Annotated in this window: 24 protein-coding genes and 1 pseudogene; 4 read left to right on the forward strand and 21 right to left on the reverse strand. The window is 71.9% G+C overall.

The genetic code is table 11. From position 1 onward, the window contains the following. Positions 1 to 194: 194 nt before the first annotated feature. The 9 genes from H297_RS0127885 to H297_RS0127920 all read right to left on the reverse strand — a co-directional run bounded on the left by H297_RS0127885 (position 195) and on the right by H297_RS0127920 (position 9280). Positions 195 to 383 (reverse strand): hypothetical protein, encoded by a 189-nt coding sequence (locus H297_RS0127885; protein ID WP_027739732.1) that lies wholly within the window; start codon positions 381 to 383, stop codon positions 195 to 197. Next, positions 383 to 577 carry a hypothetical protein gene (locus H297_RS44630; protein WP_078514700.1) on the reverse strand — a complete coding sequence of 65 codons (195 nt, stop codon included), beginning with the start codon at positions 575 to 577 and terminating at the stop codon, positions 383 to 385. Before H297_RS44630 ends, H297_RS0127885 begins: the two co-directional genes overlap by 1 nt. A 159-nt stretch (positions 578 to 736) precedes the next feature. Beyond that, entirely contained in the window at positions 737 to 1570 is an 834-nt protein-coding gene (locus H297_RS0127890; RefSeq protein WP_078514704.1) for a Scr1 family TA system antitoxin-like transcriptional regulator, read from the reverse strand. Further along, complete coding sequence (locus H297_RS0127895; protein WP_027739734.1) at positions 1560 to 2084, reverse strand: DUF6879 family protein; 525 nt, start codon at positions 2082 to 2084, stop codon at positions 1560 to 1562. The genes H297_RS0127890 and H297_RS0127895 overlap by 11 nt, the downstream gene beginning before the upstream one ends. Next, on the reverse strand, positions 2068 to 2277 hold the full coding sequence (locus tag H297_RS0127900) for a hypothetical protein (protein ID WP_027739735.1): 210 nt from the start codon (positions 2275 to 2277) through the stop codon (positions 2068 to 2070). Before H297_RS0127900 ends, H297_RS0127895 begins: the two co-directional genes overlap by 17 nt. A 532-nt stretch (positions 2278 to 2809) precedes the next feature. Continuing rightward, entirely contained in the window at positions 2810 to 6058 is a 3249-nt protein-coding gene (locus H297_RS38790) for an amidohydrolase family protein (protein ID WP_037795662.1), read from the reverse strand. Between the two features lie 276 nt (positions 6059 to 6334). Continuing rightward, positions 6335 to 7531, reverse strand: coding sequence for a dipeptidase (locus tag H297_RS0127910; RefSeq protein WP_027739736.1), 1197 nt, complete (start codon positions 7529 to 7531; stop codon positions 6335 to 6337). Continuing rightward, complete coding sequence (gene purE, locus H297_RS0127915) at positions 7528 to 8043, reverse strand: 5-(carboxyamino)imidazole ribonucleotide mutase (RefSeq protein WP_051352270.1); 516 nt, start codon at positions 8041 to 8043, stop codon at positions 7528 to 7530. Before purE ends, H297_RS0127910 begins: the two co-directional genes overlap by 4 nt. A 97-nt stretch (positions 8044 to 8140) precedes the next feature. Further along, positions 8141 to 9280 (reverse strand): 5-(carboxyamino)imidazole ribonucleotide synthase, encoded by a 1140-nt coding sequence (locus H297_RS0127920; protein WP_027739738.1) that lies wholly within the window; start codon positions 9278 to 9280, stop codon positions 8141 to 8143. A 404-nt stretch (positions 9281 to 9684) separates the two neighbouring features. On the opposite strand from H297_RS0127920, the gene H297_RS40530 reads away from it, so the two are divergent. Beyond that, the gene (locus tag H297_RS40530; protein WP_486589696.1) at positions 9685 to 10350 is read left to right on the forward strand and encodes a GtrA family protein; all 666 of its coding nucleotides are present in this window, start codon (positions 9685 to 9687) and stop codon (positions 10348 to 10350) included. On the opposite strand, the gene H297_RS0127930 is transcribed toward H297_RS40530, so the two are convergent. Both H297_RS0127930 and H297_RS0127935 read right to left on the reverse strand, forming a co-directional pair. Next, positions 10267 to 11559, reverse strand: a complete 1293-nt coding sequence (locus H297_RS0127930; protein ID WP_027739739.1) for an ATP-binding protein — start codon at positions 11557 to 11559, stop codon at positions 10267 to 10269. The genes H297_RS40530 and H297_RS0127930 overlap by 84 nt on opposite strands. A 12-nt stretch (positions 11560 to 11571) precedes the next feature. After that, on the reverse strand, positions 11572 to 12252 hold the full coding sequence (locus H297_RS0127935; RefSeq protein ID WP_027739740.1) for a response regulator transcription factor: 681 nt from the start codon (positions 12250 to 12252) through the stop codon (positions 11572 to 11574). 345 nt (positions 12253 to 12597) lie between these two features. On the opposite strand from H297_RS0127935, the gene H297_RS0127940 reads away from it, so the two are divergent. Both H297_RS0127940 and H297_RS0127945 read left to right on the forward strand, forming a co-directional pair. Continuing rightward, positions 12598 to 14091 (forward strand): oligopeptide:H+ symporter, encoded by a 1494-nt coding sequence (locus H297_RS0127940; RefSeq protein ID WP_027739741.1) that lies wholly within the window; start codon positions 12598 to 12600, stop codon positions 14089 to 14091. Between the two features lie 389 nt (positions 14092 to 14480). Further along, a complete protein-coding gene (locus H297_RS0127945; protein WP_486589697.1) occupies positions 14481 to 14942 on the forward strand; it encodes a hypothetical protein in 462 nt (153 codons plus the stop codon). Here H297_RS0127945 and H297_RS38800 read toward each other — a convergent pair. The 8 genes and pseudogenes from H297_RS38800 to H297_RS0127980 all read right to left on the reverse strand — a co-directional run bounded on the left by H297_RS38800 (position 14939) and on the right by H297_RS0127980 (position 20955). Further along, a complete protein-coding gene (locus H297_RS38800) occupies positions 14939 to 15286 on the reverse strand; it encodes a transposase (protein ID WP_486589698.1) in 348 nt (115 codons plus the stop codon). The genes H297_RS0127945 and H297_RS38800 overlap by 4 nt on opposite strands. Positions 15287 to 15410: 124 nt before the next feature. Then, on the reverse strand, positions 15411 to 15578 hold the full coding sequence (locus H297_RS44635) for a winged helix-turn-helix domain-containing protein (RefSeq protein ID WP_486589699.1): 168 nt from the start codon (positions 15576 to 15578) through the stop codon (positions 15411 to 15413). A 191-nt stretch (positions 15579 to 15769) separates the two neighbouring features. Further along, positions 15770 to 15973: pseudogene (locus H297_RS44640) on the reverse strand (helix-turn-helix domain-containing protein); the annotation flags it as partial. A gap of 105 nt (positions 15974 to 16078) precedes the next feature. Further along, positions 16079 to 17179, reverse strand: a complete 1101-nt coding sequence (locus H297_RS38810) for a hypothetical protein (RefSeq protein ID WP_199787274.1) — start codon at positions 17177 to 17179, stop codon at positions 16079 to 16081. Beyond that, positions 17176 to 18309, reverse strand: a complete 1134-nt coding sequence (locus H297_RS38815; RefSeq protein ID WP_486589700.1) for a COG1470 family protein — start codon at positions 18307 to 18309, stop codon at positions 17176 to 17178. The genes H297_RS38810 and H297_RS38815 overlap by 4 nt, the downstream gene beginning before the upstream one ends. A gap of 336 nt (positions 18310 to 18645) precedes the next feature. Next, the gene (locus H297_RS0127970) at positions 18646 to 19434 is read right to left on the reverse strand and encodes an LPXTG cell wall anchor domain-containing protein (protein WP_027739743.1); all 789 of its coding nucleotides are present in this window, start codon (positions 19432 to 19434) and stop codon (positions 18646 to 18648) included. A 180-nt stretch (positions 19435 to 19614) separates the two neighbouring features. Beyond that, positions 19615 to 20091, reverse strand: a complete 477-nt coding sequence (locus H297_RS0127975; RefSeq protein ID WP_027739744.1) for an ATP-binding protein — start codon at positions 20089 to 20091, stop codon at positions 19615 to 19617. 465 nt (positions 20092 to 20556) lie between these two features. Beyond that, positions 20557 to 20955 carry an STAS domain-containing protein gene (locus tag H297_RS0127980; RefSeq protein WP_027739745.1) on the reverse strand — a complete coding sequence of 133 codons (399 nt, stop codon included), beginning with the start codon at positions 20953 to 20955 and terminating at the stop codon, positions 20557 to 20559. 260 nt (positions 20956 to 21215) lie between these two features. Between H297_RS0127980 and H297_RS0127985 the strand changes: the two genes are divergently transcribed. Next, the gene (locus H297_RS0127985; RefSeq protein WP_027739746.1) at positions 21216 to 22211 is read left to right on the forward strand and encodes an RNA polymerase sigma factor SigF; all 996 of its coding nucleotides are present in this window, start codon (positions 21216 to 21218) and stop codon (positions 22209 to 22211) included. A gap of 147 nt (positions 22212 to 22358) precedes the next feature. Here H297_RS0127985 and H297_RS38820 read toward each other — a convergent pair whose 3' ends face one another. Both H297_RS38820 and H297_RS0127995 read right to left on the reverse strand, forming a co-directional pair. Then, positions 22359 to 22886, reverse strand: a complete 528-nt coding sequence (locus H297_RS38820) for a MarR family winged helix-turn-helix transcriptional regulator (protein WP_486589701.1) — start codon at positions 22884 to 22886, stop codon at positions 22359 to 22361. Beyond that, entirely contained in the window at positions 22883 to 24406 is a 1524-nt protein-coding gene (locus H297_RS0127995; RefSeq protein ID WP_051352241.1) for a DHA2 family efflux MFS transporter permease subunit, read from the reverse strand. Before H297_RS0127995 ends, H297_RS38820 begins: the two co-directional genes overlap by 4 nt. Positions 24407 to 24501: the final 95 nt, after the last annotated feature.

A 24501-nucleotide genomic window follows, 5' to 3' on the forward strand; every position in this document is an offset into this window, starting at 1 on the left:
GCTGCCCTGGGCCCGAAGCCGTTGCCCTCACTACCCAGGGCAGCACCACAGCGAAGGGACGGACCGGGGCGGGAGCCTGAGCACGTCAACTCCGACGCGGCACAACCTGTCCCTGCTCCTGGCCTGTCCGGTCGGAGGACTGTCCGGGTGCCCACCACGGTGGTCGGCGGGCAGCCGGAATTCTCATGCCCGCGTCACGGAGCCGGGCGGCAGCAACCACTCCCGGCCGCCCCATGGTCCGGCCACAGGAAGGCGGTCGCCCGCTCGCGGCGCTGCTGGGGCAGTTCGGCGGGGCCCTTGTAATCCGGGATCAGGCCACGGAGGATGCCGCCCCTTCTCCATGCGTCCTCGACCCGTTTGCCGATGTCCTCAACCGTGACCATCAATGCCCCTCCGGGTGCCGCCGAAGGTAGATGTTGCAGTCGGTCACCGTGGTCAAGTCGCCACCGGCACGCGCCCGGTCCCTCACGTTCGCCAGCTCTGTGCAACCGGCACAGCCGGGAACTGGTGTGGGTTCGAGGTCCATGCTCAGCGGAAGCTCTACCGGCCCACTCGGGTAGCTCCTCGGTTCGCTCATGCCGACGCCCCTGTGAGCAGGCACACCGCGAAATTCCCGTTGCCTTCCGTGGAACTCGTACCGTTCACCATTTCGGATACCTCCCTGCAATCCGTGAGAGTCAATGATCTCTCAGAATGGAGTGAGTTCCTCGAATTATTCGCGTTGTCGGGTAGACGATCATGCGCGGCAGCCTGCGGCCCACTGTCCGAGCAGTGCTCTGACTTCCTCGCCGAAGAGTGCGTGATGCTCATACATGCGGAACACTTGAAGGTGTTCCGCAATATCCCTGGCATCCTGGAAAACGATACGTCCGGTGAACGTCTCGACAGTTGCCAGCCGTTGATCGTAGACGGTGAAGGTGTTCATTGGACCACGACAGACAACTTCCCCTGTAGGGATGACCCCGATACGCACGTTGGGCAGATGGGAGATCGAGGCGAGCCGATCCATCTGGACGGCCATCGCTGAACGCGGGACCACGGCCCATCGGACGGCTTGTTCTGTGAGCAGGAACGTGAAGCGCTTCGTGCCGTCGTAGAGGACTGCTTGCCGCTCCAGCTTCCTCGCGACCGTCTTGGTTGTGTCCACTGGGGAGTGGCTGAGGCCGGCCCTGATGTATTCAGGCGTGGCCAGGAGTCCCGTCACCATCGCAGGCAAGAAGTAGCGAAGTGTTGTGGCTTCCCCTTCGAGACCCGCCAGTTCGGCTTGTCGTTTCTCCAGCCCTCGTCGCCAAGATGCCCGCTTGCCTTGCCACTCCGTGTTGGCAAGGCGCGCGAGGGCTGTCACTTCCGATAGAAGTTCCGCAGGCGCATCAAGGGCTCCAAGGATCAACTCGACATCGAGAAGTCCGGGGGTTACTCGCCCGGTTTCGATGTTGCTCAGCTTGGTCTGAGAAATATTGCAGCGCTGAGCAAGCCAGATCTGAGTACGCCTGGCTCGCTTGCGCATGCTGCGGAGTGTTTCTGCCAGGTCAGCTTTCGACTGGCCTAGCTGCTCGGGGTCAAGCGTCAAGGCCCTTCACGTACTCCTCGAAAGGTACTGCGTGCTCCAGGGCGACCCGCTTCCACCCCCGATACGGCCCCGCATCACCTTCATACGATTCGCGATTGATCTGCGTTCCGTCCGGACGGAAGTTCAGGTGCGCGATGCGGAAATCGTCGAACATCCACCAGTCACGGCCCGAGAGTGGCAACCCGAAGTCGTCGCGCGTCACATCCAGGATCCGGATGTCTTCCCCTGCCGCAATGTTTCCAGGGATGCCCCAGGCGAATTGATACCGCTGGTAGTCGGTGAGCGGCTGACGCACAACACGGACACGGCCGACGGCCTTGCCGGATTCCATATACCCGCGTACCCGTTCGTGCCAGCGGGCATTGTGGTCGGCAGGCTTGTCCTCGCCGCGCAGGAAGCGCGCTACGTTTTCCTCCTCCTTGGGCATGGTGTATGTGGGCTGAGCCTCGAACCGCCACGCCTCGCGCTCGAAGGCATCGAAGAATCGACGCCAGTCGTCACCATCCAAGAGCACGAACAGCCTCCCTCAGAACGTGCTCGGGGATCTCCACCAGTCCTTCACCAGTGGGTGGGGTGAACACGTCGGACACGTCGCCCTGGATGACGAATGAACCGCTCTTGGTCCGGTAGACGTTCGGGCAATCGTCGTCGTCGCAGTCGGGCCCGCCGACGTTGCCGGTAAGGCGGGTCAATTCCTCACGCGCCACGGTTCCCCTCCTCGGTCGCGGGGCCGCTCCCTGCCCGCAATGAGGACGATAGGACGGACCTGGGTGCCCGGTCCATGGCACATCGCGAATATTCGCGTTGTCGGGTAGACGACCATGGGGGAATGCTGGGGAGGTGCCCCACGAAGGGGCATTCGCGCAGGTCAGAGTCCTACATGCCGTAAAGCACCCAGCCCCTATGAGGGCACCGACCAGGTGCAGCGGATCGTGAGGGGTCGCACCCTCCCGCAGGGCGTCGTCACCGGTGCACGGACAGCCGGGTCCCGCCGGTGCGAACCGTGCGGGGCCCGGCTGTTCGCGTCGCATCCGTGTCCCACGACGGTGCCGTTCGGCAGCGGGGCGGCGTGGTGGAGGGGGCCGTCACCGTGCCGCTCTTCGAGGAAGGTGAGGCCCGGGGGGGTGGAAGCGGCGCGCCTCGCCGAGGTGGCCGGTGTGGAGGACCACCGGGGCGAGGTGCGGCTTCGTGGGGCGCAGCCAGGAGCGTCGTCGACGGCAGGCGTCCCGCACGGGGGTGTCAGTGCCCCATGTCGCAGCAGCCGTCCCGGCGCAACTGGCGGCTCACCTGGCGCCAGTGGCCCGCATCGTGCTGGGAGGTCGCCTTGGCCGTGTGTGTGCTGTAGGCGTCGAGCAGTGCGTCCTGCTCGTAGGGGACGCCGCCGCGCACGACCCGTACCGTCCGCACCAGGGTGTCGAAGTCGTGCAGCGGGTCGCCGTCGACCAGGGTGAGGTCGGCGAGCTTGCCCTCCTCCACCGTGCCGAGTTCCTTGTCGACGCCGAAGACCCGGGCGGGCAGTGCCGTGGCCGTGCGCAGCACCTCGTGCGGCTTCAGTCCGGAGCGGTGCAGGGCGCGCAGGGCCAGGTGCAGGTGGAGGCCGACGGGTACCAGGGGCTGGTCGGTGCCGAGGGCGACGGTGCCGCCGGCGGCGAGGACGCGGCGGTAGACGGCTGTCTCCGTCTCCAGCGTCGCCAGGTCGGCCTCCGTGGGCGGGGTGCCGGCCAGTTCCTGTACGGCCTGCACGTCCCAGGGGGGCATCAGCCGGGTGACCCGGTCGTCGTCGGCCAGTTCGGGGTGGGCGCCCAGCAGCGGGGCGGCGGTGAAGGGGGTGGCGACGAGGTGGAAGTCGCCGGGGGCGGTGTAGAGGCCCACCACGTCCTCGTACGCGTGTCCGGACGCGGTGGTGGCGTGCCCGAACTCCAGCCGTTGCGTGGCCTGGAGATGGGTGGTCAGGTCCTGGCCGACCTGCACGCCGGGGGTGCACAGGTGGCTGCCGGAGCGGACGCCGAGCTTCTCGTGCGCGTACGCGGCGGCCTCGCGCATGGTGGTGGCGGGTGCGCGCACATACGTCTTGACGAAGTCCCAGTCCAGCGCGCCGGCCCGCTGCAGCGAACGGTGCAGTCCCTCGCGGGTGCGGTGGGCCCTGCCCATGCTGTAGGCGACGCGGGAGCCGTCCAGCAGTTCGCCGGTGGCCAGCAGCCGGGGTCCGGCCAGCACTCCGGCGGCGACGGCCTCACGCAGCCGGGCCTGTTCGTAGGCGAAGCCTCCGAAGGAGACGGCGGTGGTGATCCCGTAGGCGAGCTGGGTGACGGTCTGCCGGCCGCCGTAGGTGGTCTGCCACGGGTGGGTGTGGGTGTCCCACAGTCCCGGCAGCACCGTGAGTTCCGTGGCGTCGATGCGGCGCGCGGCCCGGCGCCCGGCGCGGTGCCGGGTGATCTCGGCGATCCGCCCGTCGCGCAGCACCAGGTCCATATCCTCGCGCACCCCGGGCCCGGTGCCGTCCCACAGGCGTCCGGCGTGCACCACGGTCTCCTGGGGCGCGGGCCGCCGCCAGGACAGCTCCAGTCGTACGGTCCGAGCCCGGTCGCCGTCCACGTCCCGCAGCCGCAGCTTCCCGGCCGACAGATACAGCAGCGTGCGTGAGTCGCCGGACCAGGAGGGGTGGTCGGCGCTCTCGTCGGTCAGCTTGCGGGCCTTCCCCGCCGGGCTGCCGTCCGCACGGACCGGCAGCACCCACAGCGCCGACTCGCAGACGGCCGCCATCCAGCGCCCGTCGGGCGACCAGACGGGCCCGGCCGCGTACCGGTCGGCGAGCGAGGCGTGCTCGGCCAGCGGGTGCAGGGCGTCCTCACCGGTTGCGACGTCGACGACGCGGATGAGGTTGTAGCCCTCCCGGAAGCGGTAGTTGAGCCGGTTGCGGTCGCACAGAGCGAGGCGGCGCCCGTCGGGCGACCAACTGGGCGGGCCCGGGATGCCGCCGCCGCCCAGCGGTGCGGCCACAGTGCGTTCCTTGCCGCTGCCGAGCTCCTTGACGAGCAGGTTGCCCGCCATGTCGAGGCAGGCCACCTGCTTCCCGTCGGGCGAGAGCGCGCCGAAGACCCTGCCTCCGCCCGCCAGTTGCTTTTCCTTGCCCGAGTCGAGCTCCCTGCGGCGTACGGCGAGCAGTCCGTCGCGGTCGTCGCTGTAGAGCAGGGCCTTGCCGTCCCGGGTGAAGGACGGTGCGCACACGTACCGCGACTCGGGCGCCCGCACCAGCTTGCGGGGGCTGCCGCGGCCGTCGGTGCGGGCCAGCCACAGCGCGTTGAGGGCGACGAAGGCGACGCGGCTGCCGTCCGGGGACAGCACCGGCTGCTGGACGCCGCGCACCCGGTGTGCGCCGGGCGCCTCGAAGCCGTAGTCCTTGACGCGGTAGCGGGGCCGCCGGGTCGGCAGGTGGGCGGTGAAGGGGATGCGTTCGGCGGCTTCGGGGCGGGCCGGGCGCAGCAGCCGGAAGGTGCCGGAGACGGTCAGCAGCAGCGTCTCGCGGTCGGCCCAGCGGGGTGGGGCGGGCGCCAGGTCGCCGTCGATGCCGACGGGGTCGCCGTCCACGACCAGGGTGCACGAGGCGCGGGGTGCGGGCGTGGTGCGCAGGTAGGCGAGCTTGCCGGAGGGGGAGACGGCGGGCGTCATCAGCGAGGCGCCCTCGGTGGGGTCCTGGTGTGCGGTACGGACGTCACCGGAGCCGTCGGCGGCGACGGAGACGAGGGTGCGGGCGTCGAGGGCCGGTCCCTCCGCACCGTCCTCGACGGCACCGCGTACGCACAGCACCCGCTCGCCGTCGGGCGTCCAGGTGGGGTCGAAGTCCTCCCAGGCGCCGTCCTGGTGCGGTCCGTCCTGTCCTTTCCGCCCGGTGAGCCGGGTCAGCTCGCCGCTGCGCAGGTCCAGCACCCAGATGCGGTAGGGGCTGCCCGCCACCGGGTCGCCGCCGCGTTCGGAGGCGAAGGCGAGCCGGGTGCCGTCGGGCGACCAGGCGGGCCCGCGGTCGTCCCAGGGGCCGTCGGTGCGCTGTTCGAGGCCGGAGCCGTCGGGGCGCAGCGTCCAGAGGTGGAAGCCGCCGCCGTGGTAGGCGCACACGGCCAGTACCGTGCCGTTGGGCGACAGGACGGGCCGGGTCGGCTCCAGACCGGGGGCGGTGAGTGCCGTGGCCTCACCGCCCGAACGGGGAATCGACCACAGGATGTTCTGCATCTCCGCGACGAGGTGACCGGCGCCCGGCACGAGGGTGGCGGCGCCGTTGGTGGCGGCGGAGAACGGCACGGTGCGGGAGCGGTCCGCCGCCTCGCCGGGGGCCGCGGCGGGGACGGAACCGGCGGGCGCCGCGGTCGCGGGGACGGTCAGCGCGGGGCCGGGGGCGAGGGCACCACCCGCCACCGCCGAGACCTGCAGCAGACGCCGCCGGCCGAGAGCGCTCGGCGGGGACGGCTCTCCGCGGTCGGCGCCTGCGCCGATGCCGGTGCCGACACCTGCGCCTGTGTCGGTGCCGGTCCCTGCGTCGGTGCCGGTGCGGGGTGTCGGCGTATCACTGCCGGTACCGGAGACAGGGGAAGCGGGAGGGGTGGAAGGGGCGGGGTACGTGCGGGACGGTTCCGAGGTGGCCAACGGGTCCTCCCTGGACACGAGCGGGGGCCCGCTGATGCTCGCGGCCCCGAGGGCGGCGGTCAAGACCGCTCACCGCTCGGGGCCCGCCCCGTTCGTCCCGGCGTCAGCCGGGAGTCGGCGCCCGGGTCAGGCGTCCACCTGGTCGATCGTGGCGATCGAGGGCCCGCGCTGCGTCTGGAGGGCCAGCGCCGTCTCCTCCGCCTCGCGGAGCACCCGCAGCGCGTTGGACCAGGTCAGCTTCGCCAGATCCGCCTCGGACCAGTTGCGGTCCAGCAGTTCGGCCACCAGGTTCGGGTAGCCGGAGACGTCCTCCAGCCGGGCCGGGGTGAAGGGCGTGCCGTCGTAGTCGCCGCCGATGCCGATGTGGTCGATGCCCGCGACCTGGCGCATGTGGTCGAGGTGGTCGGCGACCGTGGCGGCGTCGGGGACGGGCCGCGGGTTGGCCGCCTCGTACGCCCGCTGCACCCGCTGGCCCTCCTCGCTCAGGTCGAGGTGGTGCAGCCCGTGCGCGCGCATGTTCTCGTCGGCGGCCCGGGTCCAGGCCACCGCCTCGGGGAGGATGAACTTCGGGACGAACGTCGCCATGGCGACGCCCCCGTTGCCCGGCAGCTGGGCGAGCACGTCGTCGGGGATGTTGCGCGGGTGGTCGCACACGGCGCGGGCCGAGGAGTGCGAGAAGATCACCGGCGCCTCGGTGACGCGCAGCGCGTCCCGCATCGTCTCGGCGGCCACGTGCGAGAGGTCGACCAGCATGCCCAGCCGGTTCATCTCGCGGACGACCTCCTCGCCGAACCGGGACAGCCCGCCGGCGCGCGGCTCGTCGGTGGCCGAGTCCGCCCACTCCAGCGAGTTGTTGTGGGTGAGCGTCATGTAGCGCACGCCGAGCCGGTGGAGGGCGCGCAGCGTGGCCAGCGAGTTGTTGATCGAGTGGCCGCCCTCGGCGCCCATCAGCGAGGCGACGCGGCGCTGCGCGTGGGCGGCCTCCACGTCCTCGGCGGTGAAGGCCAGTTGCAGGTGCTCGGGGTAGCGGGCGGCCAGCAGCCGGACGGCGTCGATCTGCTCCAGGGTGGCGCTCACCGCGTCGTCACCGGCCAGCTCACCGGGCACGTAGACGGACCAGAACTGGGCCCCGACCCCGCCGGCGCGCAGCCGGGCGAGGTCGGTGTGCAGCCGCTCGCGCTGGTCCTGGGCGATGTCGAGCGCGTCGAGGTCGTAGCGCACCTGCTCGCGCAGCGCCCACGGCAGGTCGTTGTGGCCGTCCACCACGGGGTGTTCGACCAGCAGGGCGCGGGCCCGCTCCAGGTTGGGGCTCGTGGAGGTCATCGTGCGCCCCCCGCCTGGCCGCCGAAGCCGAACCCGGTCTCGCCGATCGCCTTGGCCCGCAGCCGCTTGCCCTTCTCGGTGGCCTGCGCGTTCAGCTCCTGCTGGAAGTCGCGCATCTTCTCGCGCAGCTCCTCGTCGTGGGCGCCCAGCATGCGCGCGGCCAGCAGCCCCGCGTTGCGGGCCCCGCCCACCGAGACGGTGGCCACCGGTACGCCCGCGGGCATCTGCACGATGGACAGCAGCGAGTCCATGCCGTCCAGGTGCTTGAGCGGTACGGGCACGCCGATCACGGGCAGCGGGGTGACGGCGGCGAGCATGCCCGGCAGATGGGCGGCACCGCCGGCGCCCGCGATGATCGCCTTGAGACCGCGGTCGGCGGCGTCCTCACCGTAGGCGAGCATCTCGCGGGGCATGCGGTGCGCGGAGACGACATCGACCTCGTAGCCCACCTCGAACTCGGCGAGCGCCTTGGCTGCCTCCTCCATGACGGGCCAGTCCGAGTCGGACCCCATGACGATCCCCACGAGGGGGCTGGCAGTACTCAATACGGCTCCTTGGTTCGAGGACGGTGGCGGTGCGCCCGGCGGCGGGATGCCCGGCGGGACGCGCTCACTCGGTGAGGGTGCCCCGCAGGTAGCCCGCGGCGTGTGCCGCCCGCTCCCGTACGCCGGCCAGGTCGTCCCCGTAGACGTTGACGTGGCCCACCTTCCGGCCGGGCTTCACGTCCTTGCCGTACATGTGGATCTTCAACTGGGGGTCGCGGGCCATGCAGTGCAGGTAGGCGGAGTACATGTCCGGGTAGTCGCCGCCGAGCACGTTGGCCATCACGGCCCAGGGCGCACGGCAGCGCGGGTCGCCCAGCGGCAGGTCGAGGACGGCGCGCAGGTGGTTGGCGAACTGCGAGGTGACGGCGCCGTCCTGGGTCCAGTGGCCGGAGTTGTGCGGGCGCATGGCCAGCTCGTTGACGAGGACCTCGCCGTCCTCGGTCTCGAACAGTTCGACGGCGAGGTGGCCGACGACGCCCAGCTCGTGCGCGATCCGCAGCGCCAGCTCCTGGGCGCGGACCGCGGCCTCCTCGTCGAGCCCGGGCGCGGGGGCGATGACGGTGTCGCAGACGCCGTCCACCTGGATCGACTCGACGACGGGGTAGGCGACGGCCTGCCCGTGCGGGGACCGCACGACGTTCGCCGCCAGCTCCCTGGCGAAGTCGACCTTCTCCTCCGCGAGCACGGCCACGCCCGCCTTGAAGGGCTCGGCGGCGTTCGGGTCGTCGGCGGCGCGCACGATCCACACGCCCTTGCCGTCGTAGCCGCCGCGCACGGTCTTGAGGACGACGGGGAAGCCGTCGCCGCCGTCGGCCGCGCCCTCGCGGGCGAACGCCGCGACGTCGTCCGGGGTGCTCACGATCCGGTTGCGCGGGGCGGGGACACCCAGCTCGCCCAGCTTGGCGCGCATCACCCCCTTGTCCTGCGCGTGCACGAGCGCGTCGGGGCCCGGGCGTACGGGGATGCCGTCCGCCTCCAGGGCGCGCAGGTGCTCGGTGGGTACGTGCTCGTGATCGAAGGTGATCACGTCGCAGCCCTGCGCGAAGCGCCGCAGCGTCTCCAGGTCGCGGTAGTCGCCGACGACGACTTCGCCGGCGACCTGGGCGGCCGAGTCCTGGGCCGTATCGGAAAGGAGCTTGAATCTGATGCCGAGCGGGATGCCCGCCTCGTGGGTCATACGGGCGAGCTGTCCCCCGCCGACCATGCCGACTACCGGGAACGTCACGGCTCCAGGGTACGGGGGCGGCGACGCCTCCCCCTCCTGCCCCTTCTCTCGGAGTCCCGCAAGGTCTCCCGGAGCCCCCCGGAGTTCTCCCGGACTTCCCCCCTGGACGCCGGCCCGGCCCGCAGGTGTCGTCCTTGCCGTCGCCGTCCTGCCCTGACCTGGGCCGGGCCAGGGCATCGGGGCGGAGGGACGGCCTCCGGTGTGCGTGACCGCCGCACCGGTGAGACCATGACCCGTCCAGCCCCGGGTCACGGTTGTCCCGGTCACCCCGCGGGGTGCGGTGCGGGCTGGTTAGCATGGGGCAGCCTCTGACGCCGACCGAAACGGGGCTCTGCATCACTATGGGTGAATGGCGCTCAGTGCGCCCGGGACTGGAACGGCTCGTGCGCGAACTGGCGAAGTTCGGCGCCGTCGGTGCGCTGGGCTTCCTGGTGAACGTCGCGATCTTCAACCTGTGCATCCACACGTTCCAGCTCGCCCCGATCCGGTCCGGTGTCATCTCACAGGTCATCGCGATCGCCACCAACTACCTGGGCAACCGCTACTGGACCTACCGGCACAGCGACAAGCACCGCATCCACCGCGAGACGGTGCTGTTCTTCTTCTTCAGCGGCATCGGGCTCGTCCTGGAGAACGGCATCCTCGCCCTCTCCCACTACGGCCTCGGCTACACCTCGCCGCTGTCCGACAACATCTCCAAGAACGTCGTCGGACTCGTCATCGGCACCGTCTTCCGCTTCTGGGCGTACCGCACCTGGGTCTTCCGGGTGAGCGCCCAGCCAAACGCCGACACCGCCGACGAACCAGCCGACGCCGACGGCGCCGACGAACCGGCCGACACCGCCGCCTCTTCCGGTTCCGAGCACGCAGCCGAGACGGACCGGGAGCCGGCCGCGCGCACCGGCGACCCCACCGTGCCGGCGCCGGCAGCCCAGCCGTCGGCGGCGGCGCCTGCCGCGGCCGGTTCAGCCGGCGGGGGCCGCGGTGTCGAGATCGGTGGCCTCGCGGCTGAGGAACAGCGCGAAGACCGGCGGCAACTGCTGAAGTAGCTCCAGCCGGCCGCCGTCCGCCTCCGCCAGATCGCGGGCCACGGCGAGCCCGAGCCCCGTGGAGTTGTGGCCGCTGACCGTACGCTCGAACACCCGGGAACCCAGCGCCTCGTCCACGCCCGGCCCCGCGTCGGTGACCTCCACCACGACCTGGTTGCCGGTGACCCGGGTGCGCAGCGCGACGGTGCCGTCACCGTGCATCAGCGAGTTCTCGATCAGCGTCGCCAGCACCTGCGCCACCGCGCCCGGGGTGCCCACGGCGCGCAGCCCTGTCTTGCCGGAGCGCACGATGGCCCGGCCGGCGCTGCGGTAGGCGGGTTTCCACTCCTCGATCTGCTGCTTGACGACCTCGTCGAGGTCGAAGCCGACGGCCGAGCCCGTGCGCGGGTCGCGGGAGTTGGTCAGCAGCCGCTGCACCACGTCGGTGAGCCGCTCCACCTGGGCCAGCGCGATGGTGGCCTCCTCCTGGACGACGGCCCGGTCCTCGGCGGTGGCCCCCTCGGAGGTCGCGATGATCTCCTCCAGCCGCATGGAGAGCGCGGTGAGCGGGGTGCGCAACTGGTGCGAGGCGTCGGCGGCCAGCCGCCTCTCGGCGGTCAGCATCCGGCCGATGCGGTCCGCGCTGGCGTCCAGCACATCGGCGACCCGGTCCAGCTCGGGCACCTGGTAGCGGCGGTGCCTGGGGCGCGGGTCGCCGGAGCCGAGGCGTTCGGCGGTCTCGGCCAGGTCGGTCAGCGGTGCCGCCAGGCGGTGGGCCTGGCGGACGGCGAGCACAGCGGCCGCGACGACGGCGAGCAGCGCCACCGCCAGAATGATCAGCAGGGTGCGCCCGACCTCGGCACGCACTGCCGAGCGCGATGCCTGCACGGTGACGTGTTCGCCGTGCGCCCCGGTCTGTTTCGACTCCACGACGTCGCCCCCGGGCCGCTTGCCCACCTCGATGGGCTCGCGGTCGCCGGGCATGTCGACGCGGATGTAGCGGACGTAGCGGTCTTTGGACGCGGTGACGCCGATCGACGCCTCCGTCACCCGCTCCCCCGCGACCACTCGGCTCTCCACGGTGGAGACGAGCCGGGAGGCCTCGGCGCGGACGCTGTCCCGGGTGCTGTTCTCGATGGTGCGGGACTCGACGATGACCAGGGAGATGCCGAAGACCGCGACGACGACGAGGACGACAGCGAGCGTGGACAGGATGAGCCGACGGCGCACGTGCGGTTCCCGTCAGCTCTTCTCGAAACGGAAACCGACGCCGCGCACGGTGGCGATGTAGCGCGGGTTCGCCGCGTCGTCACCGAGCTTCTTGCGCAGCCAGGAGATGTGCATGTCCAGCGTCTTGGTCGACGACCACCAGGTGGTGTCCCACACCTCGCGCATGAGCTGGTCCCGGGTGACGACCCGGCCCGCGTCCCGCACCAGCACCCGCAGCAGGTCGAACTCCTTGGCGGTGAGCTGGAGCTCCTCCTCGCCCATCCAGGCGCGGTGCGACTCGACGTCGATCCGCACCCCGTGGGTGGCCGGCGGCTGGGCCGGTTCGGCGGGCGTACCGCGGCGCAGCAGCGCACGCACCCGTGCCAGCAGCTCGGCGAGGCGGAACGGCTTGGTGACGTAGTCGTCCGCGCCCGCGTCGAGGCCGACGACCGTGTCCACCTCGTCGGCGCGGGCGGTCAGGACGAGCACCGGGAAGGCGTGGCCCTCGCTGCGCATCCGGCGGCACACCTCCAGCCCGTCCATCCCGGGCAGCCCCAGGTCCAGCACGACCAGGTCGATGCCCTCCCGCAGTGCCGCGTCGAGCGCGGTGGGACCGTCCTCGCGCACCTCGACCTCGTATCCCTCCCGGCGCAGGGCGCGAGCCAAGGGCTCCGAGATCGATGCGTCATCCTCGGCGAGCAGTACACGGGTCATGCACCGATGGTAGTCCGCGTGGCCGAGCGTGAAGGCGGACGGTGGCGGCGCCCCGTGACCGCTCGGGCACGCTGTCGATCTGTAGGTGTTGTGAACACGTCACCATCGATTACCGCGACAGGTTCCGGATTTCACCTGCGATCTGCGTCACAACCCCTTCCCTGGCCCCCGAGACGGTGACTTATGGTGAGGGGTATCTGTCGTGACCGACGGGACCCGTGTGCTTCTGACACCACAGGGCTCCCCTGACCGCGAAGCAGCGGGTCGCAGTCGCGGCACACCCCCCATCCCGGGCGAGCAGCCCCGCCTTCGTGGCATGCGCGTCCCGACTCCCGAGGAACCCACATGGCGTCCAGTCTGACGAAGGACGCGGCCGGCACCACCGGCGGCAAGACCTTCTTCGGCCACCCACGAGGTCTGGCCACCCTGTTCATGACAGAGATGTGGGAGCGCTTCAGCTTCTACGGCATGCGTGCCCTGCTGGTGCTCTACCTCACGGCCGCCGCCTCCGAGGGCGGCATGGGCATGGCCGCGGCCACCGCCGTCGCGCTCTACTCCGTCTACAACGCCACCGTCTACCTGATGTCCATGCCCGGCGGCTGGCTCGGCGACCGGGTGTGGGGGCCGCGCAAGACGGTCGCCATCTCCGCGGGCGTCATCATGGTCGGACACGCCCTGCTGGCGGTCGGCGTCAACGCCCTGTTCTTCGTCGGCCTCGTCTTCATCGGCGTCGGCTCCGGGCTGCTGAAGGCCAACATCTCCACGATGGTCGGCCACCTGTACCAGGGCCCCGAGGACCCGCGCCGGGACGGCGGCTTCACCGTCTTCTACATGGGCATCAACGTCGGCGGCTTCTCCGCCCCGCTGCTCATCGGCTGGGCCGGTGAAAAGGTCAGCTGGCACCTGGGCTTCGGCCTGGCCGCCGTCGGCATGGGCCTCGGCCTCATACAGTTCCTGTACGGCACCCGGCACCTGGCCGCGGAGTCCAGCGTGGTCCCCAACCCGCTGACCGCCCCGGAGCGGTCCAAGGCCGTGCGCAACCTGGTCCTGTCCGTGGTGGTGCTGGCCGTCTTCTACGGCGTCATCGTCTTCGCCGACCTGTTCACCATCGACTGGGTCCTGTGGCCGGTCAGCATCCTGGGCTTGCTGCTGCCGACGTACTACTTCACGCGGATGCGCCGCGACCGCGAGGTCACCGGTGAGGAGAAGTCGAAGCTCACCGCGTACATCTGGTTCTTCATCGCGGCGGCCATCTTCTGGATGATCTTCGACCAGGCGGGTTCCACGCTGAACCTGTTCGCCGAGGACAGCACCTCCAAGAGCCTCTTCGGCCTCTCCTTCCCCACGAGCTGGTTCCAGTCGGTCAACTCGCTGTGGGTGATGATCCTCGCCCCGGTGCTGGCCGCCGTGTGGGTCAAGCTGGGCCGGCGGAACCCCACGACCACCACCAAGTTCTCCATCGGCCTGATCGGCATCGGTGCCTCCTTCGGCCTGATGATGCTGGCCATGGGCGCCGCCGCCGGCGGGGCCCAGGTCAGCCCCCTGTGGCTGATCGTGGTGTACCTGATCCAGACGGTCGCCGAGCTGTGCCTCTCCCCGGTCGGCCTGTCGGTCACCACCAAGCTGGCGCCCGCCAAGTACGCCGGCCAGCTCATGGGTGTCTGGTTCCTGGCCGTCACCGCCGGTGACTGCGTCTTCGCCATCGTCAAGCTCGTCGTCGGCGACGCGGCCAGCGGTACGACCGGCTTTGCCGTCCAGGGCATCATCGCGGCGCTGGCGGGCTTCGCCTTCCTCGCCGCCCGCAACAAGATGCGGCCGCTGCTGGGCTCCGTGAAGTAACCCCCTCCCACCCCGTGCGCCCTTCCGCCCTCCCGGCCGGAAGGGCGCACTGCTGTGCGGGCACTCCGCGGTCGCCACGGTGCGGGGCACCCCCTGGCCGCCGCACGGGGCCGCACACCCTCCCGCCAGTACGCAACGGGCCCTACCGTGCCGGACACCGCCCCCTCCACTCGATGCGGGGCACGCCCCCCGGACGCACGGAGCGGGGCACGCCCCCTGGAGGCACGGGGCGGAACACCCTCCCGCCAGTACGCAGCGGGCCCTACCGTGCCGGACACCGCCCCCTCCACTCGGTGCGGGGCACGCCCCCGGACGCACGGAGCGGGGCACGTCCTCGTCCTGCGGAGCGGGGCACGCTCCCGCCCGCGCGTACTGAGGGTTGATGCGTGATGGCGTCGGAGACGCACGTCCTCGTCTCGATGGCGAGGGGAATATCCGTATCTCTGGACGCCTTGTTGATGATCATGCGCATCTTCCGTACCTACGCCCGCGCCTACGCCAACGACCTGGATGCGGTGCTGGTACCGCTCACCACGGTTACGGGTGAGCCGATCAGCACCCGCTTCACGATGCCGAACGGCTTGGAGTTGGCCACGGTCGGCCAGGTCTTGGTGGTGGCGGGCGATGAGCGGGTGCTGGAGCCCTACAGGGCGACAGTGGCCACGCTCATCATCGATGACCTCGACGAGTGCCACGCGTTGCTCACACGGACCGGAGCGCAGATCGTGCGTGGTCCGCAGGCCGTTCCCACCGGCAGGAACCTGACTGCCAAGCTGCCAGGTGGCGTCCAGATCGAATACGTGGAATGGGACGAGGCCCAGTGGGGACGTGCCGGAGGCCGACCAGCCTAGGGGCTCTCCTGCCGGAGCCCTTGCCGAAGGGCGAGCATCAGGTGCGCGGGGTCGGTGAAGGCGGTGTTGGCCTGGCAGCGGCGTCGGAGCAGGGACCAGATGCCTGCGACTGGCTCGAGTTGCGGCGCGTAGGGCGGCAGGTAGTGGACGGTGATCCAGTCCTGGGCGTCGATGCACGCACGTAAGCGGCGGTCGCGGTGGACGTTGCGGTTGTCCCATATCAGTACGAGGGGGCGGCCAAGTTGCTGCTGGGCCGAGATGAGCAGGTCCCGGTAGTCGTTCCAAGCAGAGCTGCGGCGCCCGCCGGCCTTGTGGTCCGGGTGGACGATCGGCCGGTAGGTCAACGGGAGCGTTCGCCGTGCTTGCAGCAGGTCACGGCTGCGAGGGAGAGACGGCGCCGAGAGCGGGCGCGAACCCGGAGGAGCGGGGTGTTGCCGCGGCGGGACCATGTGCTCGCGGTGGGCGGCGTCATCGAGAAGCCGGCTTCGTCCGCGAAGACGAAGTAGGCGTCGAGCGCCGCCGCGGTGCTTCCACGTGCGGGAAGCTCTCCTTGATCCATCCGGCCACGGCTGCCTCGTCCCGCTCAACAGCACGCCGGTCCGGTACCTGGTGGCTCCAGCCGTGGCGGCGCAGCATCCGGCTGGTGCCGGACAGCGTGAACGACGTGTGGAAACGCCGTCCGATCAGGGTCTGATCCGCGCCACAGTCCAGGTCTGGTCCGGCCAGCCGTGCGCGACCGGGCCCTTGCCGAGTGCCTGCTCCAGCACCGCGGACAGCTTGTCGCTCAGCTCGGGCAGCGACACGGGCCCGGTCGATCGAAGGCCCTCCGTGCCGGAGCCCAGCCAGGCTCGACGCCCTCGCTGAACCGAGCCCACGCTCACCCGCAAGTCTTTGGCGACCTCCGCGTTGCAGGCCCCGGCGGCGAAGCGCTCAGCGGCCCCCATCCGGATTCGCTCGCGAAACGCCTGCCGTCCAGGCGTCGGCCCACCACCTCGCGGACACCTCATACAACCGGCATACCGGCATACCATGCCGATCACACACCGTAAGTCCTCAACGACAACGCGTCGCAAAGGTCAGTAACGGCACGCTTCCGCCCGCACGGTCCCGGCCTGCGCGCGGGGCGGCGGGAGGGGTCAGGAAGAGTCGATGCGGTCGCTGGGGTGGTCGGCCCCGGTGGCCCCGGTGGCCTTGGGTCCGGCGCTTCCGAGGGCCTCGCCGCCAGGGGGCTCGCTCTGCGGAGGGGGCCGGGACAGGCGGCAGCGCCCCGCCCGGAGCCGCCGCCCGCGGGGACGGACGCGAGGGCGTCGTGGCTCGGCAGCCCTACCGTCACGGCCCGCGACTTCGCCGGGTGCCCCGCGCGGGCGGACCCGGTCGACGACGGCCATGCCCAGCCGGAACACCGCCGCCGGCACCACCACGCACAGCAGCGCCCAGAAGAGGGTGACGCCCCAGGGACGCCCCACGCTCCACGGCTGCTCGGTCAGCACCCGCCGGCCGGACTTGGCGGCCACGGTGTAGTCCCCGTGGGCGCCGACGGCGAGCTCCACCGGCAGTTCGATGCGCTCCTTCCCGCCCGGGTCGACGGTCCCCCGCCACTGCTGACGCTCCCACGCGGGGGCGAGGACGCCGTGCGAGGTGCCGACCTGGAAGACCGGGTCCTCAGCGCGGTCGGAGCCCAGGTTGCCGACCGTCAGCACCAGCGTCCGCTGCTGCGGGGCGCCGAACCAGTTGAGCAGCCCTCCCTCGCCCTCCAGCCGCGCGGCCAGGACCGCCAGCTTGCCGCCGGTACGCCGTTTCGGCAGCGGTTCCACGGGGTGGCCGGCCACCTGGAAGGCCGCGTCCGCCGCCGCATACGGGCCCGTCACCGTGGCGACCCGTACGACGCACGGGCACGGCTTCGGCGGCTCGGCCACGGGCAGTTGCCCGGTGAACCGGCCGCTGCCGTCCGTGGTGGTGGCCTGCCCCTCCGCGTTGGCGCAGGAGTTGGTGCCGCCGATGGCGTTCTGCCCGCACAGCAGGAGGGTGACCAGGGTGTCCTTCCGCCAGCCGGAGCCGCGGACGGTCAGCTCCGCTCCGGCCCCGGCCTCGGTCCGGGACAGGCGGATGTCCGGCTGCTTCCGCTCGGCGGACTGCTTGGGCGAGGCCGTCGCCGCCGCGGTGGGTGCGAGCGCCGACAGGACGAGCCCCGCCAGGGCGCCCACCAGGCACACGGTCTCACGGATGCTGGTCCTCATCTGGGCACTCCCGTCAACTCGCGCTGCCCGCTGCCGCCTTCGGGGGCGTCTCCGTCCGCGCCGGGGTCCCCCTCCTCGCCCCGGCGCCCGTCCTCGCGCTCGTCCGCCGGGCCGGGGGCCTCCTCGCGTCGCCGCCTGCCGCGCAGGTACCAGCCCGCCCCGCCCGCGGCCAGCGCCCCGAGCAGCCCGGCGCCCCAGCCCCAGGGAACGGCGGTGTAGGAGGCCGCGGCCTCGTCCCGTGCGCCGCCGTCCGCCGTGACGGTCAGCCGCACGTCGGCCAGGTCCGCGCGGGGCGGGTCGGGCCACCGCTCGTGCCGGGTGACGCGCTGCCCCGGCAGCAACTCGACCGGCAGCGGCCGCGCCGCGCGCCGCATCGCCTGCCCGAACAGCCCGTCGGCGCGGACCGCGAGCCGGGGCCGCAGCACGGTGTTGCCGCGGTTGACCAGCGTGTAGGTGATCTGCGCGGCCCCGCCGTCCCGCTCCGCGACGGACACGTGCTCGACGCTCAGCGCGGCCAGGGCCGGACCGCTGACGCGGAGTTGGAGGCGTACGCCCGAGGTGCGCTGTCCGTCGCTGACGACCACCGCGGCGGGGTGGTCGCCGGGTACGGCGCTGTCGGGGACGGTCACGCTCAGCGGCACCTCCGCCCGGGTGCGGGGCGGCACCTGAACCGTGTCCTGGGCGAGGGCGAGCCACTTCCCCGCCCCTTCGGCACGGCGCCCCTCCTCCCGTACGGCGAAGCCGCCCGCGCGCGTGTTGTACGCGTCGGCCCCGCGCAGCCGGAAGGTGCGGGGCTTGCTGCTCTCGTTGGTCAGTGCGAGGGAGTCCTTCAGCACGGTGCCGGGCGGCCCCTCCAGGTAGAAGAAGGACCGTGCGTCCTTGCTCGCGGCCCCCTCGGGCGGTGCGGGCGCGGCCGACCACGCGGGCGGATCCTCGGCCCGCACCGCCGCGGCGCCCCCGCTGCCCGCACCGGCAGCGGCCCCCGCCCCGGGCCCGCCCAGCATCCAGCCGACGCCGCACACCGCCCACACCAGCGCCGCCACCACCCGCAGACCTCCCCTCCCCCTACGGCGCGGGCCGGACCGGCTCAGCGGGCGCGACCGGCGCAGCGGGCGCAGCGGCCCGGTCACGCGCAGCAGACGGACCCCTCGGACCCCGCCGTCGCGGCGCCCGCCTGCCGTCCGAGGCCCCCGAGGCGCCACCGGGCCCCGGCCGACAACCCGGTCGGCGCTCCCTTCGGCGCCGCGCGCGGAATCCCCTTCGGCGCCGCGCACGGCGCCCCCACCGGCGCCGTGCTCGGGGCTCCCCTGGGTGCTCCGGTCAGGGATGCGGTCGACGTTCCGGCCGTGGTCGCCGCCGTTGCTGCGGCCAGGGCACCGGCCGCAGCAACGGACGGGGTGCCGCTCGCACCTCCGTCCGCCGCCCAGGTGGGCACCTTGTGCGGGCACGTGATCAGCCCTCACGGATCAGTGCCGGACCGCGGCCCTGCGCCGCGTGATCCACAGGGTCCCGCCGACGCCGGCGAGCAGGACGGTGCCGCCGAGGGTGCCGAGGGCGACGGCGGAGTCGGTCGGCCCGGTCCTGGGGAGTTCGCCGCCACCGGACGCCGACTGACCGGCCCCGCCGGTGGCGGCGCCGGAGTCCCCGCCCGTGGCGCCGCCGGACGCCGCGCCCCCGGTGGCCCCGCCGTCGGAACCGCCGCCCGAGCCGCCGTCGGAGCCGCCCCCGCCCGCACCGGTCACGTCCAGGGTGAGGGAGGGCTTGGGGGTGCTTTTGGGGTTGCAGGTGGTGGTGGTGCCCAGCGCCTTGATGGTGAGCGTGCTCGCGGTGAAGGTGACCTTGCCGCTCTTCTTGGGCGTGTAGGTGCCGGACAGGTCCGGGATCTTGATGGGCGAGTTCGCGGGGATGGCCTTGTCGTTGGGCGGCCCCTTCACCGCGACGTCACCGGTCTCCGCACCGCCCAGCTTGATCTTGGCGCTGGGGTTCATCGCACCCTTGCCGAGCTCGACGGGGCTGGAGGAGACGCCCTTCTCGAAGGACATGGTGAGCTTGTAACCGTCGCCGCTCTTGGTCGACTTGATGTCGATGGGCGAGACGGCGCCCTTGTTGCCGATGGGCGTCTTGCACTGGTAGTCCACGTCGACGGTGGTGGCACTCGCGGCCGGTGCCGTCAGCAGTACGGCTGATCCGGCGGCGAGGGTTGCCACGGCGGTCGCGGCGGCCGTGCGGGCGGTGCGTTTCTTGCTGTGGGACACGGGGGTTCCCCCTTCATCCGGACTCGCAAGTTACTGACGACACATCAGATTTTGCGCCGACAGTAACCCCGCCCCCTTGCCGAGGGAAGAGCGTCGGCAACGCCGGAGCCGAAAAGCACAGGGGCCCGGCGCCGAGTGGCGCCGGGCCCTGCGAGAGAAGGAAAGTTGGGGAGGGCGGGGTCAGTTGGGAGCCGCCAGCTCCGCCCACACGGTCTTGCCCGTGCCCTCCGGGTTGCGCACCACGCCCCAGTCGAGGCACAGCCGCTGCACGATGAACATGCCGTGTCCGCCGGGCCGCCCCGCGCGGTGCGGGGTGCGGGGGGAGGGGGATCCGCTGCCGGTGTCGACGATCTCCAGCCGCAGCACCTTGGCGTTGGCGCCGACGCGCAGCTCCTCGGGGCCGGTGGCGTGCAGGCACGCGTTGGTGACCAGCTCGGAGACGACCAGCAGGACGTCCTCGGCGGCGGCCCGCTGGTCCGCGGTGGCGGCGGGCAGCCAGCCCCAGTCCAGCAGGGCCTGGCGGGTGAAGTCACGCGCGCGGGGTACGGCGCCGCTGGCGCCGACGAGCCGCAGTCTGCGTACCTGCCGCATCGGCCGGCCCGCCTGGCCGACGTCCCCTGCGGCGGTCGAGGCCGCGCTCTCCGCAGCGGTCCCCATGGCGCCACTCCCCCCTTCGGGTTCGGGTGCGGACGTGGAAGCAGCCGCGGAATCCAGGACTCCGGATGTCGGCTCACGCCCAGTATCCGTTCCAGCCGGTACCCACGCGTCGGCGCCCCCCGCCTGAGCGGAACCGGGCCCGGCCGACTCCGGCCGGGCCGGGTCCCCGGCGGGCTCCACCTCCGCGCCCCCGGCCGCGTCGCAGCCGCGGGCCGTCGCGGTCGCCGGGGTGCCCTCGGGCTCCGGTCCGCGGTCGCCCGCCGGTTGCGGCCGGGTGGTGCTCATCAGTGGTTCACCTCACCGATCACCGGTTACCGATTCGCCGTCCCACGTCGTACCCCGCACACGGCGGAACCTGACGCGCTGTACACGAATGTCTGACAGATTCGATGGACTCCTGCCCGGCAGCACCGTGAGAACACTTACGGATTGCGCCGGACCGGTGTGATGCGTGTAACGCAGCGGTCACGCATCGGGCTGCTGTGACGCCCCGGAAGGGTGTCCCAGCGCCGCGGCGACGTCGTCGTGCACGGTGAAGACCGCGTCGGCACCGGTGATCTCGAAGACCCGCGCCACCACCGGCAGCATCCCCGCCAGGTGCACGCCGCCCCCCGCGGCCTCGGCCTGCAGGCGGGCCCCGAGCAGCACGTTCAGCCCGGTGGAGTCGCAGAAGTCGAGCCGGGAGCAGTCGACGACCAGACGGCTGTACCCCTCGTCGACGCTGCGCTCCAGCGGCTCGCGCAGCACCTCCGCCGTGTGGTGATCGAGCTCACCTTCAGGGGTCACCACGGCACTGTCTCCCTCGTGCCGTACGTCGACCGTCAGCTTGCCCCGACTCGTGCTGCCGGGCATCCCGCGGTCCATGCACACCCCTTCTGATCGCGTGAGGGCCATCACTGCTTCCCCCGTCGAGCGGTTCGAACCCTACGCCTTCGACGGCCCTACCGGTAGCCGAACATTGGACAGAACACACCAGATATGGACATAACGAACTTGCTCTGGCTGTGGAGAAACAGGTAGGTCTAATAGAGATAGCGAAACGACGTCGGCTCTGGAGGCGCCGCACCCCGTAGTGCACGTCACGGCTTCGGCAGCCATATGCCGAGAAACCATGGAGGACAGCCATGTCACCCCGGCTCGACAACGGGATATCGGACCCCGCCGATGCGCAGGTCGCGATCTCTCCCGCCGTTCCGGAGCAGTACAGCCCGGACCAACTGCCGTATCCCCGGGACCTGCCCACCGGCGCCGTCACCGACGGCGACCCAGCGAGCACGGACCTGATCGCCGAGGCGGTGGAAGCCGACCTCTTCGAGCAGTTCCAGCTCCCTGAGATCCCACCCTACGACGAGGTCGGTCCGCTGGACGCGCGGGCCCTGTCCAAGACGCTCTTCCGGCGTCTGGAGACCCTCGAAGAGGGCACCCACGAGTACGCGTACGTCCGCAACACCCTGGTCGAACTCAACCTCGCGCTGGTCAAGTTCGCGGCCTCCCGGTTCCGCTCGCGCAGCGAGCCCATGGAGGACATCGTCCAGGTCGGCACCATCGGCCTGATCAAGGCCATCGACCGGTTCGAACTCGACCGCGGAGTGGAGTTCCCCACCTTCGCGATGCCGACCATCGTCGGCGAGATCAAGCGCTTCTTCCGCGACACCTCCTGGTCGGTACGCGTACCCCGCCGCCTCCAGGAACTCCGGCTCGATCTGGCCAAGGCGGGCGACGAACTCGCCCAGAAGCTCGACCGCGCGCCGACCGTCGAGGAACTGGCCGAGCGGCTCGACCTCAGCACCGAGGAAGTCGTCGAGGGCATGGCGGCCAGCAACGCCTACACGGCCAGCTCGCTGGACGCCCAGCCGGAGGAGGACGACACCGAGGGAGCGCTGGCCGACCGCATCGGCTACGAGGACCACGGGCTCGAAGGCATCGAGTACGTCGAGTCGCTCAAGCCCCTGATCGCCGAACTCCCGGCCCGTGACCGCAAGATCCTCTCGCTGCGGTTCGTGGCCAACATGACCCAGTCGGAGATCGGTGAGGAGCTCGGCATCTCCCAGATGCACGTCTCCCGTCTCCTCTCCCGCACCCTGAGCAAGCTCCGCAAGGGGTTGATGATCGAGGAGTGACGCGGGGCCGCACGCGCGGCGCGCGTGCAGGGCTGCTCCGTGTGCCGAGGGCCCGGCCGGACGGTGACACACCAGTCCGGCCGGGCCCTCGGCCTGTCTTTGCACGGTGCGCCGGGACGGCCGGGCGGTCGGGCCGCCCCGGGCCGCTCAGCCCTCCGGGGCGTCGCCGCGCAGCGCGCTGTCCAGGATGCGCTCCAGGGTCGTCAGGTCCCCGGGAGGCAGCTCGCGCAGTATCGGAGGCGGGGTGTCGCTGATACGCGCCATCTCGGCCGCCGCCCGCGCTCCCTCCTCGGTGACCTCGACCAGCTTCGACCGGCGGTCCGCCGGGTTCGGCTCCCGGGTGACGTAGCCGCGCTGCACCAGATACTCGACGGTCAGCGTCGTGTACGGCGCGTCCGCGATCAGGCCCGCCGCCAGCTCACTGAGCGTGAGCGGACCCTCGTTCGCGATGTGGCGCAGTGCCTTGGCCCGGAAGTAGCTCATGCCCAGCGCCTCGCTCACCTGCCGCCGTACGTCGGCGGTTCGCAGGACGAGGGTCCGCATGTCGCGCCACACCCGCACGGACGGCGGCTCCGCGGCGCCGGGATCGTCCTGCGACAACCCGGGTGCGGGCCCGCAGGGCTGCGGGGCGGCGGCACGGGCGTTCCCCGCGCCACCGGATCGGCTGCCGCTCACCGCGCCACCTCGCTGCGGGCCGGGGCCGCCGGCCGGGAGTCCGGGGCGTCAGGGGCGTCGGGCGCGTCCTCCAGGAGGTGGGCCGCGCGCTGTGCCGTCGCACGGGCCCGGCGGCCGGTGGTCAGCACGCCGAGGGCGAGAACGGCCAGGCCGCACCCGGAAAGGATCCACCACGCGGTGCGCTGCATGTCCTGGAACCCGGCGGCGTCCCGCAGGCCGCCGGCGCCGCCCACCGTGGCGCTCGCCACGACGGCACCGATGACGGCCACCCCCAGGGAGGTGCCGACCTGGCGGCTCGTGGAGGCGACCGCAGCGGCGACCCCCGCCTGCGCCCGGGGCATGCCGGAGACGGCGGTGTTGGTGATCGGCGCGTTGACCAGCCCGAAGCCGACACCGAAGAGCACATAGCCGGTGAAGAGCACCCACAGCGACAGGTCGGCCGAGGCGGTGCGGGCGAAGAGCACCCCGGAGGCCGTGAGCCCGGCGCCCGCCGCCAGCAGCGGCAGCCGCGGCCCGCGGGCGCCCACCAACCGGCCCGAGAGCGGGGCGAAGACGAGGGTCATGGCGGCCATCGGCAGCGTGCACAGGCCCGCGTGCAGCGCGCTCATGCCCCGCACCTCCTGCAGATACAGGGAGGTCAGGAAGAGGAACCCGCCCAGCGCCGCGAACGCGCACACCGCGATGACCGTGGCACCCGCGAAGGGCACGCTGCGGAAGAAGCGCGGGTCGATGAGCGGATCGGCGCGGCGGCGCTCGTACAGCGGCAGCGCGATCAGGGCGCCCAGCGCGACGGCGGCGCAGCCCAGCACCAGCGGCGAGGCCGCCCCGCGGTGCGGGCTCTCGATGATGCCGTAGGTGAGACCGACCAGCAGCACGATCATCAGCGTCTGGCCGCCCAGGTCGGCCCGGCGGGTGCGGGGGGCTCGGGACTCGGGGACGTACCGGGTGGTGAGCAGCAGGGCGGCGAGACCCACCGGCACGTTGACCCAGAAGATGGCCTGCCACCCGCTGACCTGGACGAGCAGTCCGCCCAGGACCGGGCCTGCCGCCATGCTGATGCCGACGACGCCGCCCCAGACGCCTATCGCGCGGGCACGCTCCCGCGGTTCGGTGAACGTGTTGGTGATGATCGACATCGCGACCGGGTTCAGCATCGACCCGCCCACCGCCTGGAGCGCGCGGGCCGCCACCAGCCAGCCGAGCCCGGGCGCGAGGCTGCACAGCAGCGAGCCCAGCACGAACAGGCCGAGCCCCCAGCGGAAGACGCGGCGTCTGCCGATGCGGTCGGCCGTGGAGCCCGCGGCCATCAACAGCCCGGCGAGCACGAGGGTGTAGGCGTCCACCACCCACTGCAGCCCGGAGACGGAGGCGTCCAGGTCGGCGCGGATGTCGGGCAGCGCCACGTTGAGCGCCGTCGTGTCGAGGCTCACCATCAGCAGCGACATGCAGCAGATGGAGAGGATCAGCATCCGGCGCCGCACGCCGGGACCGGCGTCGACACCGGTATCGGCATCAGCCATGGGTCCACCCCCCGTGGTGTTTGTACGCACACAATGATTGTGACTCTACAACCACCCACCGACAGTCCGCACCGCGGCGCGCCCGCCCACCCGCC

The organism is Streptomyces sp. CNT360 (genome assembly GCF_000424785.1).